Below are 21,387 nucleotides of genomic sequence, written 5' to 3' on the forward strand. Positions count from 1 at the left end.
GACGGCTGTGGACAAGAGCGAGTGGCAAGAAAAGGGTGAGGGCCATCGCCAGCGGCTCCGCGACAAGTTCCTCACCCAGGGGATAGAGGCCTTCACCGATAGCGAGGTTGTTGAGCTGTTGCTGACCTTCGGCACGCCCCGCTCGGATTGCAAGGAGGCGGCGCGGTCAGCCCTGGCGCAGTTCAAGACCCTGCCTGCCGTGCTCGACGCCTCGCCGGTGCAATTGCAGCAGATCAAGGGTGTGGGTCCAAAGAACATCTTTGCCCTCCAATTCATTCAGGGAGTGGCTCGGCGTTACCTTCGTCAGCGGATTGTCGGCAAGCAGTATGTCCATTCGTCGCGCGAGGTGGCCGATTACCTTATTCACGCCATGCGCGGTCTGCAGCATGAGGTCCTGACCGTGGTCTTTCTCGACGCCGCCCACGGGATCATCGATTCCGCCGTGGTGGCCGAGGGCACAGTGACGGTCAACACCGTCTACCCGCGCGAATTGGTCAAGGCGGCTCTGGCCCGCAACGCCAGCGCCCTGGTCATCGCCCATAATCATCCCTCCGGTGCGCTCACTCCCTCCCGCCAGGACGAGGAACTGACCCGTTCGCTCCACCTGATTTGCTCGTTTATGCATATCAACCTGCTCGACCACCTGATTATCGGCGCCAGCGACCAGGTGTACAGCTTTGCTGACCAGGGGATCATGGCCCGGATTCGTGATGACTGCCGCCGCATTCTTGAGCGTGCTGGTTGATGGATCTTAACAGCCAAGCTGGGCTCTACCTGCATGTGCCCTTTTGCCGGACCAAGTGCCCCTATTGCAGTTTTTATTCCTTTCCCTCCACCACCCAGGACATCCGTCGTTATCTCGAAGCAGTGCAAGGGCAGATGTGTCGGTGGGCCCTTTTTCCGGAAATTGAATCCCTTTCCTTTGCCACCATTTTTTTCGGCGGCGGCACGCCTTCCATCCTGCCGGTCGAGGCCCTGGCTCAGCTGCTTGCCGATTTGCGCCTGTTGTTCTCTTTTGCCGACGGGCAGCCGGAAATCACCATCGAGGTCAATCCCGGAACCATTGATGCAGGCGGGCTGAAACAATTACGCCGAGCCGGGTTCAACCGACTCTCCATCGGTGTTCAATCTTTCAACGACCCGGAATTGCAGCAGCTTGGCCGCATCCATAACGGCGCCGACGCCCAGGCAACCATCGCTTCGGCGCGCCGGGCAGGCTTCGACAATTGCAGTTTTGACCTGATGTACGGCCTACCTGGGCAGACTGTGGATGGCTGGCGGGAGACACTGGATCGAGCCCTGGCCCTTGCCCCTGTCCATCTGTCGATGTATGAACTGACCGTGGAGGCGGGAACACCCTTTTACATGCAGGCAGAGCAACAGCATTGGGCCCTGCCTGCCGAGGACGAGGTGCTGGCGATGATGGCCGTCACGGAGACCGCTGTTGGCCGGAGCGGGTTGACTCGCTATGAGATTTCCAACTACGCGGTATCCGGCCGGGAATGCCTTCATAATTGCAACTATTGGCAAAACGGTGCCTATCTGGGGTTCGGCCCCGGGGCGGTGTCGGCCTTTGGCGGCGGGAGGCGAGCCACGGTGTCCGATCTTTCGGCCTTCTGCCGGCTCCTGGCCGATGGCCAGCCGGTGTGGCCCGAGATCGAGCATCTCGAGACCGAGGCTGCTTTTCGCGAAACAGTGATAATGGGACTGCGGATGCTGTCCGGGGTGTCGGTTTCGGCCCTGCGGCAGCGGTTTGGTCTCGACCTCCCCACCTATTACGGCCAGACCCTCAGCCTGCTTCTTGACCAGGATGTTCTCATTTTTCAAGGTGATCGCCTCGTGCTCACCGGCAAAGGTTTACTCCTCGCCAATCGGGTCATGGCGGAACTGGTGTAGCCTTGCTTGATGAAGGTCTTGTTCGTCACTGTTTGGTCAATCAGTCGCTCTCGGCCTGTTGTGAGGCATGGAGTGATAGCCCCTTTGATTCTAACTGCAAGGAGGGAACCATGGATTGCAAGTTAACCGTTCTCTGTGAGAATTCCGTTGCTGTGCCTCACGGCCTGATGGGCGAGCACGGCTGGGCTGTGCATGTCACCACAGAGGCGCACCGGGTGCTGCTCGATACCGGCCAGGGTTTGGGGCTGCTCAACAACAGCAGGGTGCTGGGGGTTGATCTGAGCCGATTGGACGGGGCGGTCATCAGTCACGGTCACTATGACCACGCTTCCGGTCTGCCGGATCTCCTGTCGGTGAGCGGCGGGATCGACGTGTACATGCATCCGGACGGGTTTGTCGACCGCTACTGGTTCAAAGACGGCCAGTGCCGGGAAATCGGCATTCGCCACAAGAAGGGCTATCTGGAATCCTTGGGGGCGCGTTTTCAGCCGGTGACCAAGTTCACCGAGATCTTTCCCAGCATCTATCTGACCGGCGAGGTTCCCAAAATCACTGATTTCGAGCCGCCCGACGCTACGATGAAGATCCGCGCCGCCGACGGCGGCTGGCAGCAGGATGAGCTTCGCGACGATCTGTCCATGGTGGTCGATACCGACAAAGGGCTGACAGTGGTGCTTGGCTGCGCCCATGCCGGTCTGATCAATATCCTTACCCATGTCAACGCGATGCTACCCGGCCGTCCGATTCATATGGTCATCGGCGGCACCCACCTCGGTTTTGCCGACCAGCGCCAGTTCGATGCCACTGTGGCCGCTTTGGACCAGTTTGGGGTCCAGCGGCTGGGCGCCTCCCATTGCACCGGCTTGGCCAACTGTGCGCGTTTGCAGCACTTATACGGCGATCGGTTCTTTTTTGCCGCCGCCGGTACCCGCTGGGAATGTTGAGGGGGAGAAGAGGGCGGGGCACCAGCGACACTGGGTCCGGCAGCTTGTAAGATGCCGACTGTTCCGCTTTTTATCGGTCTTGCCTTTGTCGGCATGGCAGGGTAAAAAGAAAAATTGAAAATTTGTCCGGTGCTGGGCTTGCAGCGACGAATTGAAGCATGTCGCACGCCCGGCGTTCCGGTCAGACACGATAGCATGGCCTCGGCTTGGGGGCTGCTGAAGGTGGGCAGCCACCGATCCGGGAGCGTCCATTGACGCGAGGTTATAAGTTTGTCCGATAGATCGATCGAAACAACACGGTCGGTCCTTACGTCTTCTTTTCATTCAAACAAGGAGCATTATTATGGCAGGTTTTGTGTATCAGGATCCCTTCGCTCTCGGTAAAGATGAGACCAAATTCCGTTTGCTGGAAGGTTCCAACAAGTATGTCTCGGTGGAGACCTTCAACGGGCAGGAAGTTTTAAAAATACAACCTGAAGGCATCAAGGAGCTGGCGAACAAAGCGATGCGTGAGGTCTCCTTCCTCTTGCGTCCCGCCCACAATCAGCAGGTAGCCAAGATCTTCGACGATCCGGCATCTTCCGACAATGACAAGGAAGTGGCGCTGGCCATGCTGCGTAACGCCGAAGTCTCCGCCAATTTTGTGCTGCCGGTCTGTCAGGATACCGGTACCGCCTGCGTCGTCGGCAAAAAAGGCCAGAATGTCTGGACCGGCTGCGACGATGCCGAGCAGATCTCAGCCGGTGTCTATACCACCTATACCGAAGAGAACCTGCGCTATTCCCAGAATGCGGCCCTGACCATGTACGAGGAGGTCAATACCAAGAACAATCTGCCCGCACAGATCGATCTCTATGCCACCACCGGCAGTGAGTATAAATTTCTCTTCGTAGCCAAGGGCGGCGGCAGCGCCAACAAGACCTATCTTTATCAGGAAACCAAGGCGTTGCTCAATCCCGGCACCTTGAAGAAATTCCTGGTGGAGAAGATGAAGACCCTGGGCACAGCCGCCTGTCCGCCCTACCACATCGCCTTTGTCATCGGCGGCACCAGCGCCGAGACCAATCTCAAGACCGTCAAGCTGGCCTCGGCCAAGTACCTCGATGCCCTGCCCACCAGCGGCAACGAATTGGGCCGTGCCTTCCGCGATGTCGAGCTGGAGAAGGAGTTACTTGAGGAAGCCGGCAAGCTCGGCCTCGGCGCCCAGTTCGGCGGCAAGTATTTTGCGCACGACATCCGTGTGGTCCGCTTGAGCCGCCACGGCGCTTCCTGTCCGGTGGGCATGGGCGTTTCCTGCTCGGCCGATCGCAACATCAAGGCCAAAATCAACAAGGACGGTCTGTGGATCGAGCAGATGGACAGCGATCCCGGCAAGCTGATCCCCGCCAAATACCGCGACCGCAGCTCCTCCCAGGTGGTCAAGATCGATCTCAACCAACCGCTGGACAAGGTCCGGGCCGAATTGACCAAATACCCGGTTTCAACGCCGCTCTCCCTGACCGGCACCATCATCGTCGGCCGCGACATCGCTCACGCCAAGTGGAAAGAGATCTTGGACGCAGGCAAGCCGTTGCCCGACTATCTCAAGCAGCATCCGGTCTACTATGCCGGTCCGGCCAAGACTCCGCCCGGCAAGCCCTCCGGTTCCTTTGGACCGACCACGGCCGGCCGCATGGATTCCTATGTCGACCTGTTCCAGAGCAACGGCGGCTCGATGGTGATGATCGCCAAAGGCAATCGTTCCCAGCAGGTCACCGATGCCTGTAAAAAGCACGGCGGCTTCTACCTCGGCTCCATTGGCGGTCCCGCTGCTCTGTTGGCCGAGGAGAACATCAAGAAGGTCGAGTGTCTGGATTATCCCGAACTGGGCATGGAAGCGGTGTGGAAGATCGAAGTAGTCGACTTCCCGGCCTTCATCCTAGTGGACGACAAGGGCAACGACTTCTTCAAAAGCCTGATGTAAACGTCTCCACCTTCGACAGCCAGCGCGGTTGCTGGCGGGAAGAAATCAATAACTGGCAGGGGGGAGTTGTTCCCCTCTGCCTTTTTTATTCGGCGAACCTGCTATGGATGATTTGAAAACCTCGGAGGCCTGGCGGATTTTTCGGATCCAGGCCGAGCTGATTGACGGCATCGAAACCCTGAACGATCTCGGTCCGGCGGTTTCGGTCTTCGGTGGTGCCCGGTTCGGCGAGGAGTCGCCCTATTATGTGGCGGCCCGGGAGACAGCAACTCTTCTCTGCAAGCAAAATTTAGCGGTGATCACCGGGGGTGGTCCCGGCATCATGGAGGCCGCCAGTCGCGGTTGCTTTGAGGCGGGCGGCACCTCCGTCGGGCTCAATATCATTCTGCCCCGGGAGCAGCATCCCAACCATTTTCAGAATCGCAGCATCACCTTTCGCTATTTTTTTATCCGCAAGCTGATGTTCGTCCGCTATGCCTTGGCCTATGTCATTTTTCCTGGTGGGTTCGGCACGATGGATGAATTTTTTGAGTCCCTCACCCTGATCCAGACCAAAAAAATTCGCCAGTTTCCTATCGTGCTGTTCGGGACCAGCTATTGGCAGGGGCTGCTTGACTGGATTCGGGCAGAGATGCTGCCCCATGGATGCATCACAGTAGGCGACCTGGATCTCTTTCATCTGGTCGACACGCCCGAGGCTGCGGCTGCGATCATCGGCTGTTACATGGAGCAGTGCAGGCAATTCCAAGGCGACCAGCGCCGGACCTCGATCTGACCAGACGGTGTAAAGAATACTTCAACCGATCCATTTTCAAGGCTTTTCGGGAGGATTCGCTTGAATCCCCAACTGAACTGCCGATGGACATCATTACCCTCCCGCTATTAGTTGTCCCAGGTGTGAGAAGTGGCATCCTCACCCCTTCGTCCCCTTGCGGACCTTGTTGAATGGATCAGCGGCAGGGTGGCTTTTTCTTTTTTTGATTCTTTTCATTGGGCACGCAAAGAAAAGAATGCTCACCCCGATGGGATAACGGGTTGCAGGTGATCGCAAGTTGTACACCCTGTCCCTCGATCTCCATCTTCATTTTATGTGCATGGTTTTAGGTAAAAATTCGCCTTTTGATTCAGATTGTCCCTTGTTTGTCTGCCCTGTTGCTCTTTTTGGGAGAATCACATTCCGTCCCCTTGCAAGGGGCTGGTGTATTCATCAAGCAGGCAAGCTTTATGTTGTTGATATTGTCGCCAATCGGCTTTTCAAGCCATACTTCTACATTCAGGAAGCTTTGGATTTTATTCCAACAGCCAACCGATGTGACGGCAGGAATTTTTAGAATTTCATCTTTGATGCTCAAAACCTGCTCCTGCAGATTGGAGTTGGTTCCCATGCTTGCAACAGACTGAATGGTTGTAACTCCTGCCCAAATAATCAGGCCACCTGCCAGCAGGAATCCAACAAGGCCTAGGCTGAGAACTATCTTGAATTTTCGTTTAACTTGATGGTTCTGCCTCAATTTTCCAAGTACCTCTGAAAAGACGGATGGCTTCATGTGTTATTGTTTTCCTGGTAAAGATTTAGGTGCAAAATCAAAAGGGTGAAGGAGTTGATCTGGTTCAAATTCCGAGACGTGAAACAATCCTAACTTCAGGTTTTTTCTTGGCGGAAAAACGGGAGCATCCGGATGAATAGGTAGACCGCTTTTTGTGGGTGCGGGGGGAAGCCTGTCTCCTGATCGAAATCCAGATGAGACTTGCTTGCACGCTTTAAACTTTACGCGGAATTTTATGCCTTATTCCCTGTTATCATCGATTTGACAAGGTTTTCATTGTGCATCCTGCTTGAGATGAAAACCCCGATGATGTGCAGAAAAACCAAGCTCAACATTATGTTGGCTGCTGCTTCATGAAATTCCCCCCAGAAGGAATCTTCCCGGCCCTCTTCCTTTCCCTCCCCCTCGCGCTGGGCTCGCCCTTGATGTTTTTTACCATGAGCTTTCCTTTCATCGTTGTCGGCATAGGCGGTTCGAGCAAATGAGAACACCTGGTCTGCGTCAAAAGAAAACGACCCCCCTTTGGTTTTGCATGCCAGAGAACCACTTAAGCAAATAACCAAACTGGTTGTCAGGAGTAAAAGTATCATCCAGGCTGCAGCTGGATTATGCCCGGTGAAATGTGTTGGTTTTCCAGTTGTTAATTCCTGTAAATAATTGATCGCTTTTAGAGGGGAACAAACAAAATTTTTGAATAAAGCATACCTTGTGCCGAAAAAACCCCAATATATGCGAGCTGTCACGATAAAAAAAATCATATAGCCAATATATTTATGTAAAGATCCTTTTTCATCACCCGTTGCATAGGCTAAGAAAAATAATATAACAAACAGCCAATGGAAAATTCGTACAAACAAATCCCATACCATTGTTTGGGTACCCTTATTCATTGACGATATTTCCTAAATTTCAGTAAAGTATTTTTGGGAATCATTAACAATTAGGTTGCACGATATTACCTTCATTCAAAATACCATCTCCTCGATGAAGAAATGATGAAGAAGCAAGAAAGAATAAAAAAAATTTTGGGTAGATTTGCTCATGGTTTCCTGTTATTCCAGATCTGAATATTTGCTGAAACCTGCGCCGGAAAATATGCCGGGGATCCCCTGAATGAAGATAAGACTTTTGAACACGAAAATCCTACTCGGTACCCTGAGCGAGGGGTAAAGGTTACCATTTCTATGCACACATTTCAAAAAACACTTTCTGACCGTTCGTTCCTGACTCGCTTTGCCTGGCTTTCGATTGCTGCGGCTGTCACCACGATTTTGATGAAATTCATCGCCTATGTCATGACAGGTTCAGTCGGGTTGCTGTCAGATGCCATTGAGTCGGTGGTCAATTTAGCTGGTGCGATGATGGCCCTGGGCATGCTGACGCTCGCCGCTCAACCGGCGGATGCAAAACACCCCTTTGGTCACAGTAAAGCGGAATATTTTTCCAGTGTGGTCGAGGGAATTCTTATCCTGGTTGCGGCTTCTGGCATTGCCTATACCGCGATTGAACGCATGCTGCATCCGCGCCCGCTCGAACAGGTCGGCATCGGCGTTGTTGTCTGCGCGGCGGCATCGGCGGTGAATTGGTTTGTCGCACGGAAACTCATGGTGGCTGCCAAGGCCCACAATTCCATCACCCTTGAGGCTGATTCCCGGCACCTCATGACCGATGTCTGGACTTCGGCTGGAGTCATCGCCGGGGTGGGCTTGGTTGCTCTCACCGGATGGACCCTGATTGACCCGATCGTCGCCCTGGTGGTTGCTGGCAATATCGTTTGGACAGGAGTCGGCCTGGTGCGCCGCTCGGTGGATGGGTTGATGGATGTGGCGCTCCCCGAAGAAGAACAACGGTCGATAGAAAAGGTGATGGCCCACTACCGGGAGAAAGGCGTTGCTTTCCATGCACTTCGTACCCGGCAAGCCGCTGCCCAGCGGTCTATTTCCGTGCACATGCTCGTTCCTGGTGATTGGACTGTGCACGATGCGCATCACGTGGCGGAAGATTTTGAAGGCGACTTGCGTGCAGTACTCGGAGATGCGCTTATCGCCACCCACCTTGAACCGATTGATGATGACAACGCCTTCCATGATGTTCATGAAAAATAGGTTTATGAGTTATCTGAATTGGGTAAAATTTTGGGGAGTATTTTTTTAAATCCGCCGCACTTTTCCCTGGCGGCTGAACGTAACTTGAGCAACCAAGATCAGGCCGCCGCCCAATCCAGTGATGCACGTACTGCCTCTAGCAGGAGCGATTGCTGCCCAAATTTTTGCATCGCTGCTGGTAGAAAAAGTGTGCTCGAAATGATCCCGCCTTTCTCTCTCCTTCCCGGCAAAGAACGTTTCGGCCTGCTTACTCCTTGCCGCGAGTGAACACGATATGCTACTTGTTTCTCATGGATCTTCTTCGTTCACCCTGCAAATTGTTCCTCATCACCCTGTTGGTGCTGCTTGCCGCATTGCAAACGGACGTCCCTGCCGGTGACACCAGGCCAAGACCGCGCGTGTTGGTGCTCCACTCATACGCGCCCGATTTTTCCTGGACGAGGGATTTGCATGCGGGGATAGTCTCCGTGCTGCAGACCTCCGAGGTGCAGGCCCGCTACCGCGTTGAATACATGGACGCCAAGCACCACTCTTCGCCCACCTATCTCGAAAGGCTGCTCGCTCTTTACCGGGAAAAGTATACCGGCTCGCACTTCGACGGGATCATCCTCACCGACGATCATGCCCTGAATCTGGTGGCCCAGTACCGGGAGGAACTTTTCCCGCAGACACCCGTTGTGGCCTGCGGCATCAATGATCCCAAATCGCTCCCGGCCAATGTCGGCGACATGAATATCATCATCGAAAGGTTGGCGCACCAGGAGACCCTTGATGCGGCCTTGCACCAAAACCCGGAGACGCGGAAGATTTTTGTCGCGGTTGACGGCACCCTGAGCGGCCAGGCCATCCTGCAAGATTTTCTCGAACAGGTGCCTCTTTTGACCAATAGAGTCGAGGTGGAGATCCTCCCGGCGATGACCCGCGATGCGCTACTCGAGTTTGCCGGGGAACGCAAGCAGGGTGAACTCATCTACCTGTTGGTCTATTTTCAGGATGCGGCCGGACAGGTGTTCGGTGCGGAAGAGATTCCCAAGGCCATCGCGGCCGCCTCTCCGGTGCCGGTGTATGTGGCCTGGGACTTCCAGATGGACTCAGGAGCCGTCGGGGGCTGTGTCACCAGCGCCTTCGGGCACGGGCAAAAGGCCGCACAGACCCTATTGGAACGTCTTGCCGGCAACAGCCCTCCCGCTCTCTACGACAAGTTGCTCGGCGTCAATCGGCACACCTACAATTACACCGCGCTGCAGCGGTTCGGGATTCCCTTGTCCAGCCTGCCGGAAAACTCCCTCCTCCTCAACCGGCCCCTGTCGTATTTTGAAGTCCATCGCTCGGCCATTCTCACAGCTCTGGCGATTATCGCTATCCTTAGCGTGATCATTGCGCTTTTGATCCAAAACGTGCTCAGGCAGCGGAAGATCAATCTCGGCAATGCCGAAATATTGGCCTTGAACCGAGAAGTCATCGAAACGCAGCTGGAACTCTTGTCCACCCTGGGCGAAGTCATCGAGACACGATCGCAGGATACGGCCAACCACGTCCGGAGAGTCGCTGCCTATTCCGCACTGCTCGGTCAGAAATACGGTCTGGCTCAGGAAGATATTGTCCTACTTGAGGCCGCCTCGCCGATGCACGATGTCGGCAAGATCGGCATCCCTGATGCCATATTGCACAAGCCAGGCAAGCTTACCCCGGAGGAATTTGAAATCATTAAGCACCACACCGTCATCGGGCAGCGCATCCTCCACATGTCGGACCGGAAACTCATGGTCAGTGCCCGCACCATCGCCCTCCAGCACCATGAACGGTGGGATGGTACCGGGTACCCCTGCGGGTTGAAGGGGGAAGAGATCAGCCTGCTGGCCCGGATCAGCGCCTTGGCAGACGTCTATGACGCCCTCTCCCTTGGCCGCGTCTACAAGGAGGCCTGGCCCAAAGAAAAAGTGCTCCAATTCATTCGCCAGGAGCGCGGCGGCATGTTCGATCCCCAGATCGTCGACCTGTTTTTCGAGCACCTGGAGGAACTGGAAGCCATCAAGCTGCGTCTCTCCGATCCGGTTCGAATGCCGAAGAGCGAAGAAATCGTCGGACCTGTTCATTGCCCGACGCGTGAGAGCTGACAGGCCTTGACCGCACAGCGGCTTCTTATACAGTAAAGAATGGCCAACCGAGTGGAGAACAGGTTGCTGATGTTGTAAGTTATATAAACTGTCCCCCGATCCCATGGACTGTGCACGATGCGCATCACGTGGCGGAAGATTTTGAAGGCGACTTGCGTACAATGATCCCCTTATCGCCACCTCCCTTGAACCGATGGAGGATGACAACTCCTTCCATGTTATGCATGAAAAATAGGGGCAGCGGCGGCGGACGAGTTATTCTTCACCTCTTCAATGCATGCCATTCATGCTCTTCAGGGCAAGGAACAGGGCCTGGGTGCCCCTGTTTTCCAGGCCCTGGCTCATAGCGCCGATATAGAGCTGCTCGACTAAGGCCAGTCCGGGCAGCGCAATTCTCATTTTTCTCGCCTCAGCCAGAGCGATGCCCATATCTTTCACGAAATGCTTGACGAAAAAGCCCGGATCAAAATCGTCCTTGGCAATCCTGCGCCCCAGGTTATTGATCGACCAGGACCCGGCCGCGCCGCTGCCGATGACGTCAATGACCGCATCTACCTCAAGCCCGGAGCGAACCGCATAAAGCAGGGATTCGACCACACCGATCATGGTGCCCGCGATCAGGATCTGGTTGCACATCTTGGTGTGCTGGCCGGCCCCCGGACCGCCCATGAGGCGAATATTCTGCCCCATCTTTTCGAAAAGGGGCTGGGTCCGATCAAAGGCTTCCTCATCCCCGCCCACCATGATGGCCAGGCTGGCGTTGCGCGCCCCGAGATCGCCACCGGACACCGGCGCATCCAGGGAGAAAACGCCTCGTGATTGAGCCGTTGCGTACAGCTCTTCCGCCAGGGAAGGTTCCGAAGTGGTCATGTCCACAATCACGGTGCCCGGCGCAGCCTGGTCGAGAATCCCCCCAGGTGCGAGATAGACCGAGCGGACATCCTCAGGATACCCGACAATGGAGAAGACAAACTCCGAGTCCCTGGCGACGTCGCCGGGCCGATCACACCACTGCGCCCCGGCTGCCAGGAGACTCTCGGCCGCGGCCCTGGTGCGAGTATGCACCCGGACGGTGTGTCCTGCGGCAAGAAGATGCGCGCACATCGATCGCCCCATGACACCAACTCCAACCCACCCAATGTTGCTCATGTTTCCGCTCACTTATCACCAAACCGGTGATGTTTGACATCAAAAAAGACCCCTGAGAATCCGACCGTCTCAGCCGCGAACCACGTTCGCCACTTCCCGGGCAATCGCTAATTCCTCATTGGTGGGGATGACAAACACCCGCACGGGGCTGTCCTCAAGGCTGATGCAACGGGCCTCTTTGGCGCGCTGTTTGTTTTTTGCCGCATCAAGACGCACCCCGAGAAATTCCAACCCCTTTAGAGATTCGGCGCGGACAATGGCATCGTTCTCGCCGATGCCGGCGGTGAACACGATCCCGTCGACCCGGCCGAGCACTGCCATATAGGCGCCGATGTACTTGCGGTTGCGGTAGGTCTGCACATCCAGGGCCATTGCTGCCCGCGCATCACCTGCTTCCACCGCCTTATGGATATCGCGCATGTCGTTCATGCCGCAGAGGCCCTTTAACCCCGACTCCTTGTTGAGCAGGGCGTCAATCGCCTCCAGCTCCATCCCCTTATTCTGTTTGAGAAAAAGGTGCAAAGCCGGATCAACGTCGCCGGAGCGCGTCCCCATCACCAACCCTTCCAATGGCGTCATGCCCAGTGAGGTGTCGATGCTGCGGCCGTTTTCAATCGCGGTCATAGAGCAGCCGTTGCCGAGGTGCACGGTGATCAGGTTGCACTCGGCCAGCGGTTTGCCCAGCATCCGGGCACACTCGCCAGCGACAAAGCGATGTGAGGTGCCGTGGAAGCCGTAGCGCCGCACCCGATCCTGCTCGTAGAGGCTGGAGGGCAGGGCATACATGAAAGCTCGAGGCGGCATGGTCTGATGGAAGGCGGTGTCGAACACTGCCACCTGGGGCACCTGCGCAAAAATCTCCATGGCAACCCGGATACCGTCGAGGTTAGCCGGATTGTGCAGCGGCGCTAGGGGGATATTGTGTTTGACCGCTTCGATGACCTCCGGCGTGATCCGGGTAGAGGCGTGGAAATCTTCGCCGCCATGCACCACCCGGTGTCCGATGGCGCTGATCTCTGAGGTATCGCCGATGACGCCCTTGTCCTTGTCGGTGAGCACCGCAATCACCAGCATCATACCGCTGTAGTGATCCGGGATCGGTTGCTCGATAACCGACTCACGTTCGTCCGGTGTTCCGGGAAAACAGGTGTTTTTCAGGCGGCCCACCTCCTCGCCGATCCGCTCGACCAGACCGGTGGCCAACACCGATTCGGTTTCCATCTCGATCACCTGGTACTTAATCGAGGAACTTCCTGAATTAATAATAAAAAATTTCATATTCTCTTCCGTTGCAAGACGTTTAATGTTTTTTGGCCACCTGGGCCTGGATGGCGGTCAGGGCGACGGTATCGACAATATCGAGCACGGTGCAGCCGCGCGACAGGTCATTGACCGGCTTGTTGAGACCCTGAAGAACAGGGCCCATGGCCACAGCATTGGCGGCCCGCTGCACCGCCTTGTAGGTGTTGTTGCCGGTGTTGAGATCCGGAAAGACGAAGACCGTGGCTTGCCCGGCCACGGCAGAACCGGGCGATTTGAGGGCCGCCACCTCGGGATCGAAAGCGGCATCGTACTGCAGCGGTCCGTCCAGAGGAAAATCAAGCCCCAATTCCTTCATCATCTGCCGGGCAATGGCGGTTGCCTCCACCACCTTGTCCACATCCTCACCCGTCCCGGAGATGCCGGTGGAATAGCTCAGCAGGGCCACCCGCGGCTCGATACCGTAAATCCGTGCGGTTTCAGCCGAACTGATCGCAATCTCGGCCAGCTGCCGGGCATCAGGATTGGGAACCACGGCGCAGTCGCCGAAGGCCAGGACCTTGGACTGGAAGCACATGATGAAAATCGAGGAAACAACGGAAACCCCCGGCTTGGTCTTGATGAATTCAAAGGCGGGCCGGATGGTCTGGGCCGTGGTGGTGATCGAGCCGGAGACCATGCCGTCGGCCAGCCCCTTATGCACCATCATGGTGCCGAAATATGTCGGGTCGGACATCCGGTCTCGGGCCACATCCATGACGATGTTTTTGTGCTTGCGGATGTCGAAATAGGTTTGGACGAAATCATCGTAATATTCCGAGGTGGTCGGATCGATAATCTGAGCGCCGTCGATGTTGATGTTGAGCTTGGAGGCCTTGGCCTTGATTTCATCGATCCTGCCCAGGAGGGTGATGTCGGCGATGCCGCGCCGCAGGATGATGTCCGTGGCGTTGAGAATCCGCTCGCCCTGACCCTCGGGCAGCACGATGTGCTGTCGGTTGCTGGCGGCCTTTTCCACAAGAGTATATTCAAACATCCGCGGTGTAATCTTGGTGGAGCGCTGGGAAACGACGCGCTTGGTCAGCTCGGAGGAGTCGACGTACTTGGCGAACCAGCCGAAGGCGGTGGCGATGCGCTTGGTGTCGGTGGGCTCGATCCGGCCGTAGAGCTCATTGACGCTCTGCACCGTGTCGTAGGTATGCGATTCGACAAAGAGCACCGGCACCGGGATCCCGGTCCAGCCCTGAATCAGCCGCTGGACGCTGGGGCTGACCTCGATGCCGCCGGTGATGAGAATACCGGCGATATTGGGGTAGGCTGAGGAGATCCGGCTGGCGAGGCTGGAGATGATGATGTCGGACCGGTCACCGGGGGTGATGATCAGGCTGCCTTCCTTGATATATTCGAGGAAGTTGCTGATCTGCATGGCGGCCACCAGGTAGTTGCTCACCAGGTTGAGCATGCTCGGCTTGCCGTACAGCACCTCGGCCCCCAGCCAGCGTTTGACGTCGTCAATGGTGGGGTTGCCCAGGGCCTTGTTTTCCGGGATCACATAGAGCGGAAAGGCGCGGCCGAACTGCTCACGACACTTGGCATTGCTGGCGGTGTCGCGGAGGAAGGTCTCCGGGGCGCGGTTGATGATGCAGGCGGTGATATCGACCCCCATCTGCTCCAGGGTATCGATGGTGATCGCCGTGTGGGTGCAGATCTCCTCGGTGGACTTGTCGCGGCCCGAGGCGATGATCAGCACCGGGGCGCCGAGGTTGGCGGCGATGTTGGCGTTGAGGTCGAACTCGAAGCCCGGATCCTTGCCCTGAAAATCGGTGCCCTCGCAGAGGACGAAATCGTACCTGGACTCCAGTTGCTTATATTTTTTGAGGATGTTTTCGTACAGGATCCCCTCCTTGCCGGAGGTGATCAACTGGCGGGCCTGGCTGAGCGTGTAGGCGTGGGTGTCGTTGTACTCGATGTCGAGCTTGAAATATTTGAGGACCAGGTTGAGATCGTGGTCCACCCGGCCAAAGACATGGTCGTTGATGATGGGGCGAAAAAAGGCGATCCGGCTGATTTCCTTGGAGATCACCTGCATAACGCCGAGGATGATGGCCGACTTGCCGCTTCGTTCCTCTGCTGCGGTGACGTAGAGATTATTTGCCATGGAAGGAGAACCTCGTGTGCCCGCCGTGCGCGGGGTGGGTTACAGGATAAAACGGACCGACCCTGGCTGGAACAGGACTGCTGCTCCAGCCGGGGACCGGCGTTCTTAGTCTGGTATCAGTGTAGAACTCTTTCAGATTTCAATCAAATCAATTCACGGACAAACCCAGGACTGATTGCGCATCTGGCGGTCCCCGCACTGACCGAAAGGCGCTGCTGTCAATCCTTGAGTTGCTCGGCGATCACTTCGACGGTATGCCGCACCCGGACCGGGGCGCCGTCCTGGTCCATGCCGCCGCGAATCTGCATGACGCAGCCGGGACAATCCATAGCCACCACCGGAGCGCCGGTGTCCTTGATGTTTTTGAGTTTCCGTTGCAGAATCGGGGCGGAAATCTCCGGCAGCTTGAGCGAATAGGAGCCACCCATGCCGCAACAGGTGTCGCACTCGAACATTTCGCTCACCTCGTAACCAGCCTGGGTGAGCAACTGGCGCGGAGGCTGATCGGCATGGAGGGTCCGCTTGAGGTGACAGGAATCGTGGTAAGTGATCGTGCCCAGTTGTTGGCCTTCCTTGAAGCTCAGTCGCCCCTCGTCGACCAGTCTTTTCACCAGGGTGGAAAAATCGATGGTCTTGGCCGCCAGTTCGCGGGCCTGGGGTAGGATCTTTTTCTGGCCCAGACTTTCAAAGGTGGCGATGAACTCGTGATCCAGGGCCACGGTGCAGGTCGGGCAGGCTGAAATCACATAATCAGCCCGTTCGGCCAGGAGAGCCTGGATATTGTCCTCCGCATTCTGGGCCGCTACCTCGTAGGCGCCATTATAGCGTGCCGGGGCGCCGCAGCAGGTCTGGCCCTCGGGGAACAACACTTCGATCCCGGCTTTATTGAGGATCTTCACCAGGGCCTCGCCCATCTCCGGGTAGGCAAAATCGATCAGGCAACCACCGTAAAAGACCGCCTTCTCCTGGAGGTTTTTCGGCTGGTTAATGGTTTTGAAGACATCACGGAAGGGCTTGGCGGCAATTGCCGGCAGACTGCGGCCGTCGGTGAGATCGGCCAGGAACATCGGCAGATGGCGGATGAACTTAGTCCCTTTGCTAAAGGGCTTGCCGGCAATCGAGGCGGCGCGGAGCATGCCGTGAAAGAGGCGGCGGTTGTTGACCACCGCATAGATCGATTTCTGCAGCAGGGGGACGCCCTGATTCTTGACCAGCCGCCGCCGGATTTCCATGATCATGCCGGGAATGTCGATTTTGGCGGGGCAGACATCCTTGCAGGCGCCGCACTGGATGCACAGCCCTTGAATGTCCTCCGAATTTTTCAACTCATCATACCAGGCGGTAAGGATGGTGCCGATGCCGCCGGTGTAGACTTTGCCGAAAACATGGCCGCCGACCAGGCGGAAAATCGGGCAGACGTTGAGGCAGGAGGCGCAGCGGATGCACTGCATCGCATCCTTGAACATCGGATCGGCCGCCATCTCACTGCGGTGATTATCCATGAGGATGATGTGCAGTTCCTTCATCGAGCCGTCGCTGTTGGGGACCGGCCCGGTGATAATGGAGACATAGCTGGTCAGCAGCTGGGCGGTGGCGCTGCGGGGCAGGGCCTTGAGGATTGGGGCGATGTCGCTGAAATGGGCCACCAGCTTCTCGATGCCGACCAGGGCAATATGAATCTTCGGCAACGAGGTCACCAGACGGGCGTTGCCCTCATTGGTCACCAGGGCGATGGAGCCGGTCTCGGCCACGGCCATATTGCCGCCGGAGATGCCCATGTCCGCCTGGAGGAACTTAGGCCGCATTTCCTTGCGCGCCACCTTGACCAGGCGGGGAATATCGGAGGTGAGGCGCTCGTTAATTTCCTTGGAAAACAGGTCGGAAACCTCTTCCTTGGTCATGTGGATGGCGGGCATGACCATGTGCGAAGGGGTCTGCCCGGCCAGCTGGATGATCCACTCGCCCAGGTCGGTTTCGTTGACCTCGATGCCGGCTTTTTCAAGAAAGGGGTTGAGATGGATCTCCTCGGTGGCCATGGACTTGGATTTGACGATCGATTTAACGCCGTTGTCCTGGGCCACCTTGAGGATGTATTCCCGGACCTTGGCCGGGTCGCTGGTCCGGAACACCTTGGCGCCCCTGGCCTCGGCATTCTTCTGGAACTGCTCGCTCAGCTCGACGAGATGGGAAGCGGCATAGCTTTTCAGTGTGGCGATCGTGCCCCGCAGCTCTTCGAAATCGATTCCCTCGTAGGCCTTGGCGCGATTGACCTTGTAGGCCTCGGAAAACTTGCCCAACGCCCCGGTAAGGTTGGCGTTGTGCAGGGCCTTGTCAATGGATTGCTTGAATTCCTGCTGCATCAGTTAGTCCCTCCCAGTTGATCGACAAAAACGATGACGAGCCGCTCCGGCCCATGAACGCCGATGGTCAGCACCCGCTCGATGTCGGCGGTCCGGCTCGGCCCGGTGATCATGGCAAGGTAGCCAGCGCTGTCCGGTCTGGCATCGCCCAGCCAGGCTGGCATGTCGGGCCGCAAGCCCGAAGTCGCAATCAAGGCGACGTGAATGGTCGGCAGGGTGGAGACCAGCCGCTTGTCAATGGCGGTGGCGTCCTGCACCAGGGTGCCGGTATCGGCCAGGGCCCAGTCCATCTGGCTGATGCCGACCTTCGCTCCGGCCGCTCGCTCACGGGTGACTTCAAACCATAGACCAGCTACCGCCTCCAATTGCCTCCAATCGACGGCAGCCAAGAAAGGGCAGTCCGCAAAAACGCCATATTGGCCGGGCTGATCAGCCACATCCTCGGCGCGTAAAAATTTGACGAGAAAATCAAGCGCCTCCGCATTGGTTGCAAAACGATGCACCTCGGCGCTGACCCCTTCGGCTCTGGTTTTGAATTGTTCGAACATTGCCCCTCCCTTGTCGTCCGGCTTCTCAGCCGCACAAAGCTTGACCGGCCATCCTGTCGGCCTTTCCGGGGCCGCCTAACAGCACTGGTCAGTTTTTTCTAAGTTGTAAAACCAAATTATGCATAACCATATTTCATACTAACACCCTTTGTCAACATGCTTTTTCCGGTTCAATTAAAAATAATGTTGACAAGTTTTTCAAAATGAAATAACTGGTAATACCAATTAGAGAAAACCAGGGGGAGAGGCGCACTCTTCCTGGAAACCCTTCAACCGCCCCGGCCCTGGGGTTGTATGTTAACCATCCAACAGTAAGGAGTAGCCGCTATGCCCTGGATACAAAACTACACCCCCATAGGGGAAAGCCTCGGAATGTCGGCGCTCGTCGCCGCCGTGCCTCTTATCGTCATCTTCGTCTGCCTCGCCGTGCTGAAGATGAAGGCCCACAAGGCAGCCATTCTGGCTGTCGCATCCGCGATCGCCATCGCCGTTACCGTGTGGGGAATGCCCGCCAAGCTGGCCGGGCTGGCCTTTGGCCAAGGCGCGGCCTTTGGCCTCTTTCCTGTGTTCTACATCGTCCTCACCACCCTCTTTCTCTACAACATCACCGTCAAAGGCGGCCAATTTGAAATCATTCGGGCCTCCCTGGCCGGTTTGACCGCTGACCGCCGCATCCAGGCCCTGCTGATCGCCTTTTGCTTCGGCGCCTTCATTGAAGGTGCGGCAGGGTTCGGTACGCCCGTGGCCATCGCCGGCGCCACCCTGGTCGGTCTCGGTTTTCGTCCGCTCTATGCCGCCGGCGTCTGTCTGGTGGCTAACACCGCGCCGGTCGCCTTCGGCGCCATTGGTATTCCGGTCGTCGCCCTGTCGGCGGTTATGGGCTATGACGACGTCGGCATGATGAAGCTCTCCAAAATGGTCGGTCACCAGCTGCCTTTCATTTCGGTCATCATTCCTTTTTATGTCATCGTCATGATGGCCGGGCTGAAAAAGGCCTGGGAAGTTCTGCCGGCGATCTTGGTCTGCGGCGTTACTTTTGCCTTGGCCCAGTGGTTGACCGCTAGTTATGTCGGCCCCTATCTGCCGGACATCACCGCCTCTCTGTCGGCCATGGCGGCTCTGGTCATTCTGCTGCGCTTCTGGCAGCCCAAGGAAAATTATGTCTTTGACCACGAAAAAGCAGCCACCAAGGAAGAGCACAACTACACCGGCGGCCAGATTTTCCGCGCCTGGGCTCCTTATCTGTTTCTCACCCTGATGGTGCTGCTCTGGGGCCTGCCGTCGGTCAAAACCAGCCTCGACAATCTGGGCAAGGTGGTCATCCCCGTCACCGGGCTTGACAACATGATCGTCAAAAAGGTCTCCACCCCCGACGCCGGTCTGCAAAAGATTGCTGTGGTTAACGCCGAGATCGACAAGCTGACCGCTGCCCTGCCGAAAACCGACGAGAAACTGGCCAAGGCTGTGACCCTGCTTGGCGAACTGAAGACTCTGGAAGGCGGCATGACCGCTGTTGAACAGCGGTTCGTCGGTAAAGGCGCCATCCTGCCGGAAGAGCGGGTTACCGCCTTTGAGCCGATTTTCAAGAAAGCGGACGAATTGAAGAAGCTGAGCGAAGGCCTGGTCAAGGACAAGCTGGTGGAGAAAGATCAGTTCAAATCGCTGACCAAAGCGTTGACCGACCAGTTACCCGCCAAGATCGCCGCCAAGTACAACTTTAACTACCTGTCCGCCGCCGGTACCGCTATCCTGATCGCGGCCTTCCTGTCAGCCATGATCTGCGGCGTCGGTTTTGGCGATGTCATGAAAATCGCTGGCAAAACCCTGTTCGACATGCGTTTTCCTGCCCTGACCGTTGCTTCGGTCCTCGGTTTGGCTTACGTTATGAATGCCTCGGGCATGACCAATTGCCTCGGTTTGATCTTCACTAAGACCGGCCACTGGTTCCCGTTTCTCGCCCCTATCCTCGGTTGGGTTGGTGTGTTCCTTACCGGTTCCGACACCTCGAGCAACGTCCTCTTCGGTGGCTTGCAGAAGGCCACGGCTGAGCAGCTGGGTATCAGCCCGATTCTCACCGGCGCTGCCAACACCAGCGGTGGTGTCATGGGCAAGATGATTTCGCCCCAATCCCTGGCAGTGGCCACCGCCGCCTGCGGCATGGTCGGCGAGGAAGGCACCCTGTTCCGCTTCACCCTGAAGCATTCGCTGTTCCTGACCTTCCTGGTCTGCGTCATGGTCTACCTGCAGGCCTACTACCTGCAGTGGATGATTCCATAAACCCTCTTCTGTCTCTCTTCTCCAGGAATCATCCGGGCGCCTCCCCCTGTCCGGATGATGCGCCCCCTGGGGGGGAGGGCGAATGCCACTCCGGGCGGCGGTCAACAGTTCCGGCCGCCCGGAGTGCTCCTTGTCGGGGACGCTTCCGGTCCCTCTTGTTTAAATAAAGTTGGACGACTCCCTGTTTTCACCGGACGAGGCGAACAGGGCGTCCTCTCTTTAAATCCGAAAGAATGACAACCAGTTGCATTTCCAGAAATTCTGGGTTAGAAAAGAACGCTTTGAAGCGATTTTCCTCTTTTTTTAAGGAAGACCATGAGATTCAAACCGATAAAGCCCAAAAAAGTTTCCAGTCAGATCGCTGACCAAATCCGTGAGTCTATTCTTGCCGGAGATTTCTCCCCCGGTGATAAATTGCCGCCGGAACGAGAACTGGCCGAGATGTTCGGTGTTTCTCGGCCCTCGGTGCGGGAAGCCCTCAACATCCTGTCTTCAGCCGGCCTGGTACTCTCCTATCAGGGGGGCGGCACGGTGGTGCAGTCCCTGGTCGATCCCAACCAGGGCAACTCGCTGAGTGAACTGATCCGCAGCCAGCAGGAGCGCGCCTTGGAGGTCATTGAGGTTCGCAAGTGCATGGAATCCTGGACCGCCTTCTTTGCGGCTCAACGCGCCCTCCCCGAGGATTTACGCCGGATGGAGGAAATCGTGACAAGCATGGAAAATAATCTGGCGGGACATTTGTCCTCCGAAGACCTCGACGCCAACCTCCATATTGTCATTGCCCGGGCTACTCACAACATCGTCTGGCTCCACCTGATGCAGTCCATATTTGACGCGATGAAAGAATTTCAGCGCGGTGTCTGGCGGGCCGTTTACCTCACCCAAGAGGATCGCAGCCTCCTGTACCGCCATCATGCCGCCATCGTCGCCGCCATTCGTACCAAGAATGCCGAGGGCGCCCGCGAGGCGATGATGCACCATCTCACGTTTGCCGAACAGCGCAGCACTGCCTACGTGGCCCTCAAGGGATCCTGACGGTCACCGTTACACCTACCGTCGCTGC

General features: G+C 56.8%; 16 protein-coding genes. 9 read left to right on the forward strand and 7 right to left on the reverse strand.

The window, feature by feature from the left end; translation table 11 throughout:
- The first annotated feature begins 7 nt into the window (after positions 1-7).
- The 5 genes from radC to ACHZCX_RS11750 all read left to right on the forward strand — a co-directional run bounded on the left by radC (position 8) and on the right by ACHZCX_RS11750 (position 5,578).
- Complete coding sequence (gene radC, locus ACHZCX_RS11730; RefSeq protein WP_319587414.1) at positions 8-745, forward strand: DNA repair protein RadC; 738 nt, start codon at positions 8-10, stop codon at positions 743-745.
- Positions 745-1,896 carry a radical SAM family heme chaperone HemW gene (gene hemW / locus ACHZCX_RS11735; protein WP_319587415.1) on the forward strand — a complete coding sequence of 384 codons (1,152 nt, stop codon included), beginning with the start codon at positions 745-747 and terminating at the stop codon, positions 1,894-1,896. The genes radC and hemW overlap by 1 nt, the downstream gene beginning before the upstream one ends.
- Before the next feature lie 110 nt (positions 1,897-2,006).
- Positions 2,007-2,840, forward strand: a complete 834-nt coding sequence (locus tag ACHZCX_RS11740; protein WP_319587416.1) for an MBL fold metallo-hydrolase — start codon at positions 2,007-2,009, stop codon at positions 2,838-2,840.
- Between the two features lie 343 nt (positions 2,841-3,183).
- Complete coding sequence (locus ACHZCX_RS11745; RefSeq protein WP_319587417.1) at positions 3,184-4,803, forward strand: fumarate hydratase; 1,620 nt, start codon at positions 3,184-3,186, stop codon at positions 4,801-4,803.
- Positions 4,804-4,906: 103 nt separating this feature from the next.
- Complete coding sequence (locus ACHZCX_RS11750) at positions 4,907-5,578, forward strand: TIGR00730 family Rossman fold protein (protein ID WP_319587418.1); 672 nt, start codon at positions 4,907-4,909, stop codon at positions 5,576-5,578.
- A 349-nt stretch (positions 5,579-5,927) separates the two neighbouring features.
- Here the strand turns inward: ACHZCX_RS11750 and ACHZCX_RS11755 are convergent, their stop codons facing one another.
- Positions 5,928-6,350 (reverse strand): hypothetical protein, encoded by a 423-nt coding sequence (locus ACHZCX_RS11755; protein ID WP_319587419.1) that lies wholly within the window; start codon positions 6,348-6,350, stop codon positions 5,928-5,930.
- A 233-nt stretch (positions 6,351-6,583) separates the two neighbouring features.
- On the reverse strand, positions 6,584-7,240 hold the full coding sequence (locus tag ACHZCX_RS11760; protein ID WP_319587420.1) for a cytochrome b/b6 domain-containing protein: 657 nt from the start codon (positions 7,238-7,240) through the stop codon (positions 6,584-6,586).
- A 294-nt stretch (positions 7,241-7,534) separates the two neighbouring features.
- Here ACHZCX_RS11760 and ACHZCX_RS11765 point away from each other — a divergent pair, with 294 nt between their 5' ends.
- On the forward strand, positions 7,535-8,455 hold the full coding sequence (locus ACHZCX_RS11765; protein WP_319587421.1) for a cation diffusion facilitator family transporter: 921 nt from the start codon (positions 7,535-7,537) through the stop codon (positions 8,453-8,455).
- Between the two features lie 290 nt (positions 8,456-8,745).
- Positions 8,746-10,572, forward strand: coding sequence for an HD domain-containing phosphohydrolase (locus ACHZCX_RS11770; protein ID WP_319587422.1), 1,827 nt, complete (start codon positions 8,746-8,748; stop codon positions 10,570-10,572).
- Between the two features lie 270 nt (positions 10,573-10,842).
- Here ACHZCX_RS11770 and ACHZCX_RS11775 read toward each other — a convergent pair whose 3' ends face one another.
- From ACHZCX_RS11775 to ACHZCX_RS11795, 5 genes are all read right to left on the reverse strand, one after another.
- Entirely contained in the window at positions 10,843-11,721 is an 879-nt protein-coding gene (locus tag ACHZCX_RS11775) for an NAD(P)-dependent oxidoreductase (RefSeq protein WP_319587423.1), read from the reverse strand.
- 69 nt (positions 11,722-11,790) lie between these two features.
- A complete protein-coding gene (locus ACHZCX_RS11780) occupies positions 11,791-12,999 on the reverse strand; it encodes an acetate kinase (protein ID WP_319587424.1) in 1,209 nt (402 codons plus the stop codon).
- 22 nt (positions 13,000-13,021) lie between these two features.
- On the reverse strand, positions 13,022-15,139 hold the full coding sequence (pta, locus tag ACHZCX_RS11785; RefSeq protein ID WP_319587425.1) for a phosphate acetyltransferase: 2,118 nt from the start codon (positions 15,137-15,139) through the stop codon (positions 13,022-13,024).
- 218 nt (positions 15,140-15,357) lie between these two features.
- Positions 15,358-17,499, reverse strand: a complete 2,142-nt coding sequence (ldhH, locus tag ACHZCX_RS11790; protein WP_319587426.1) for an L-lactate dehydrogenase (quinone) large subunit LdhH — start codon at positions 17,497-17,499, stop codon at positions 15,358-15,360.
- Positions 17,499-18,047 carry a lactate utilization protein gene (locus tag ACHZCX_RS11795; protein ID WP_319587427.1) on the reverse strand — a complete coding sequence of 183 codons (549 nt, stop codon included), beginning with the start codon at positions 18,045-18,047 and terminating at the stop codon, positions 17,499-17,501. Before ACHZCX_RS11795 ends, ldhH begins: the two co-directional genes overlap by 1 nt.
- Positions 18,048-18,374: 327 nt before the next feature.
- Between ACHZCX_RS11795 and ACHZCX_RS11800 the strand changes: the two genes are divergently transcribed.
- Together ACHZCX_RS11800 and ACHZCX_RS11805 are read left to right on the forward strand one after the other, a co-directional pair.
- On the forward strand, positions 18,375-20,324 hold the full coding sequence (locus tag ACHZCX_RS11800; protein WP_319587428.1) for an L-lactate permease: 1,950 nt from the start codon (positions 18,375-18,377) through the stop codon (positions 20,322-20,324).
- Between the two features lie 315 nt (positions 20,325-20,639).
- The gene (locus ACHZCX_RS11805) at positions 20,640-21,359 is read left to right on the forward strand and encodes a FadR/GntR family transcriptional regulator (protein ID WP_319587429.1); all 720 of its coding nucleotides are present in this window, start codon (positions 20,640-20,642) and stop codon (positions 21,357-21,359) included.
- The last annotated feature ends 28 nt before the right edge of the window (positions 21,360-21,387 follow it).

The sequence above is a fragment of the uncultured Desulfobulbus sp. genome (assembly GCF_963662935.2).
Taxonomy (GTDB): Bacteria; Desulfobacterota; Desulfobulbia; order Desulfobulbales; family Desulfobulbaceae; genus Desulfobulbus.

What these genes read in the sequence shown, in the direction of transcription:
- hemW (WP_319587415.1), top strand. Translation starts at nt 745, where the DNA reads ATGGATCTTAACAGCCAAGCTGGGCTCTACCTGCATGTGCCCTTTTGC.
- ACHZCX_RS11740 (WP_319587416.1), top strand. Translation starts at nt 2,007, where the DNA reads ATGGATTGCAAGTTAACCGTTCTCTGTGAGAATTCCGTTGCTGTGCCT.
- ACHZCX_RS11745 (WP_319587417.1), top strand. Translation starts at nt 3,184, where the DNA reads ATGGCAGGTTTTGTGTATCAGGATCCCTTCGCTCTCGGTAAAGATGAG.
- ACHZCX_RS11750 (WP_319587418.1), top strand. Translation starts at nt 4,907, where the DNA reads ATGGATGATTTGAAAACCTCGGAGGCCTGGCGGATTTTTCGGATCCAG.
- ACHZCX_RS11755 (WP_319587419.1), bottom strand. Translation starts at nt 6,350, where the DNA reads ATGAAGCCATCCGTCTTTTCAGAGGTACTTGGAAAATTGAGGCAGAAC.
- ACHZCX_RS11760 (WP_319587420.1), bottom strand. Translation starts at nt 7,240, where the DNA reads ATGAATAAGGGTACCCAAACAATGGTATGGGATTTGTTTGTACGAATT.
- ACHZCX_RS11765 (WP_319587421.1), top strand. Translation starts at nt 7,535, where the DNA reads ATGCACACATTTCAAAAAACACTTTCTGACCGTTCGTTCCTGACTCGC.
- ACHZCX_RS11770 (WP_319587422.1), top strand. Translation starts at nt 8,746, where the DNA reads ATGGATCTTCTTCGTTCACCCTGCAAATTGTTCCTCATCACCCTGTTG.
- ACHZCX_RS11775 (WP_319587423.1), bottom strand. Translation starts at nt 11,721, where the DNA reads ATGAGCAACATTGGGTGGGTTGGAGTTGGTGTCATGGGGCGATCGATG.
- ACHZCX_RS11780 (WP_319587424.1), bottom strand. Translation starts at nt 12,999, where the DNA reads ATGAAATTTTTTATTATTAATTCAGGAAGTTCCTCGATTAAGTACCAG.
- pta (WP_319587425.1), bottom strand. Translation starts at nt 15,139, where the DNA reads ATGGCAAATAATCTCTACGTCACCGCAGCAGAGGAACGAAGCGGCAAG.
- ldhH (WP_319587426.1), bottom strand. Translation starts at nt 17,499, where the DNA reads ATGCAGCAGGAATTCAAGCAATCCATTGACAAGGCCCTGCACAACGCC.
- ACHZCX_RS11795 (WP_319587427.1), bottom strand. Translation starts at nt 18,047, where the DNA reads ATGTTCGAACAATTCAAAACCAGAGCCGAAGGGGTCAGCGCCGAGGTG.
- ACHZCX_RS11800 (WP_319587428.1), top strand. Translation starts at nt 18,375, where the DNA reads ATGCCCTGGATACAAAACTACACCCCCATAGGGGAAAGCCTCGGAATG.
- ACHZCX_RS11805 (WP_319587429.1), top strand. Translation starts at nt 20,640, where the DNA reads ATGAGATTCAAACCGATAAAGCCCAAAAAAGTTTCCAGTCAGATCGCT.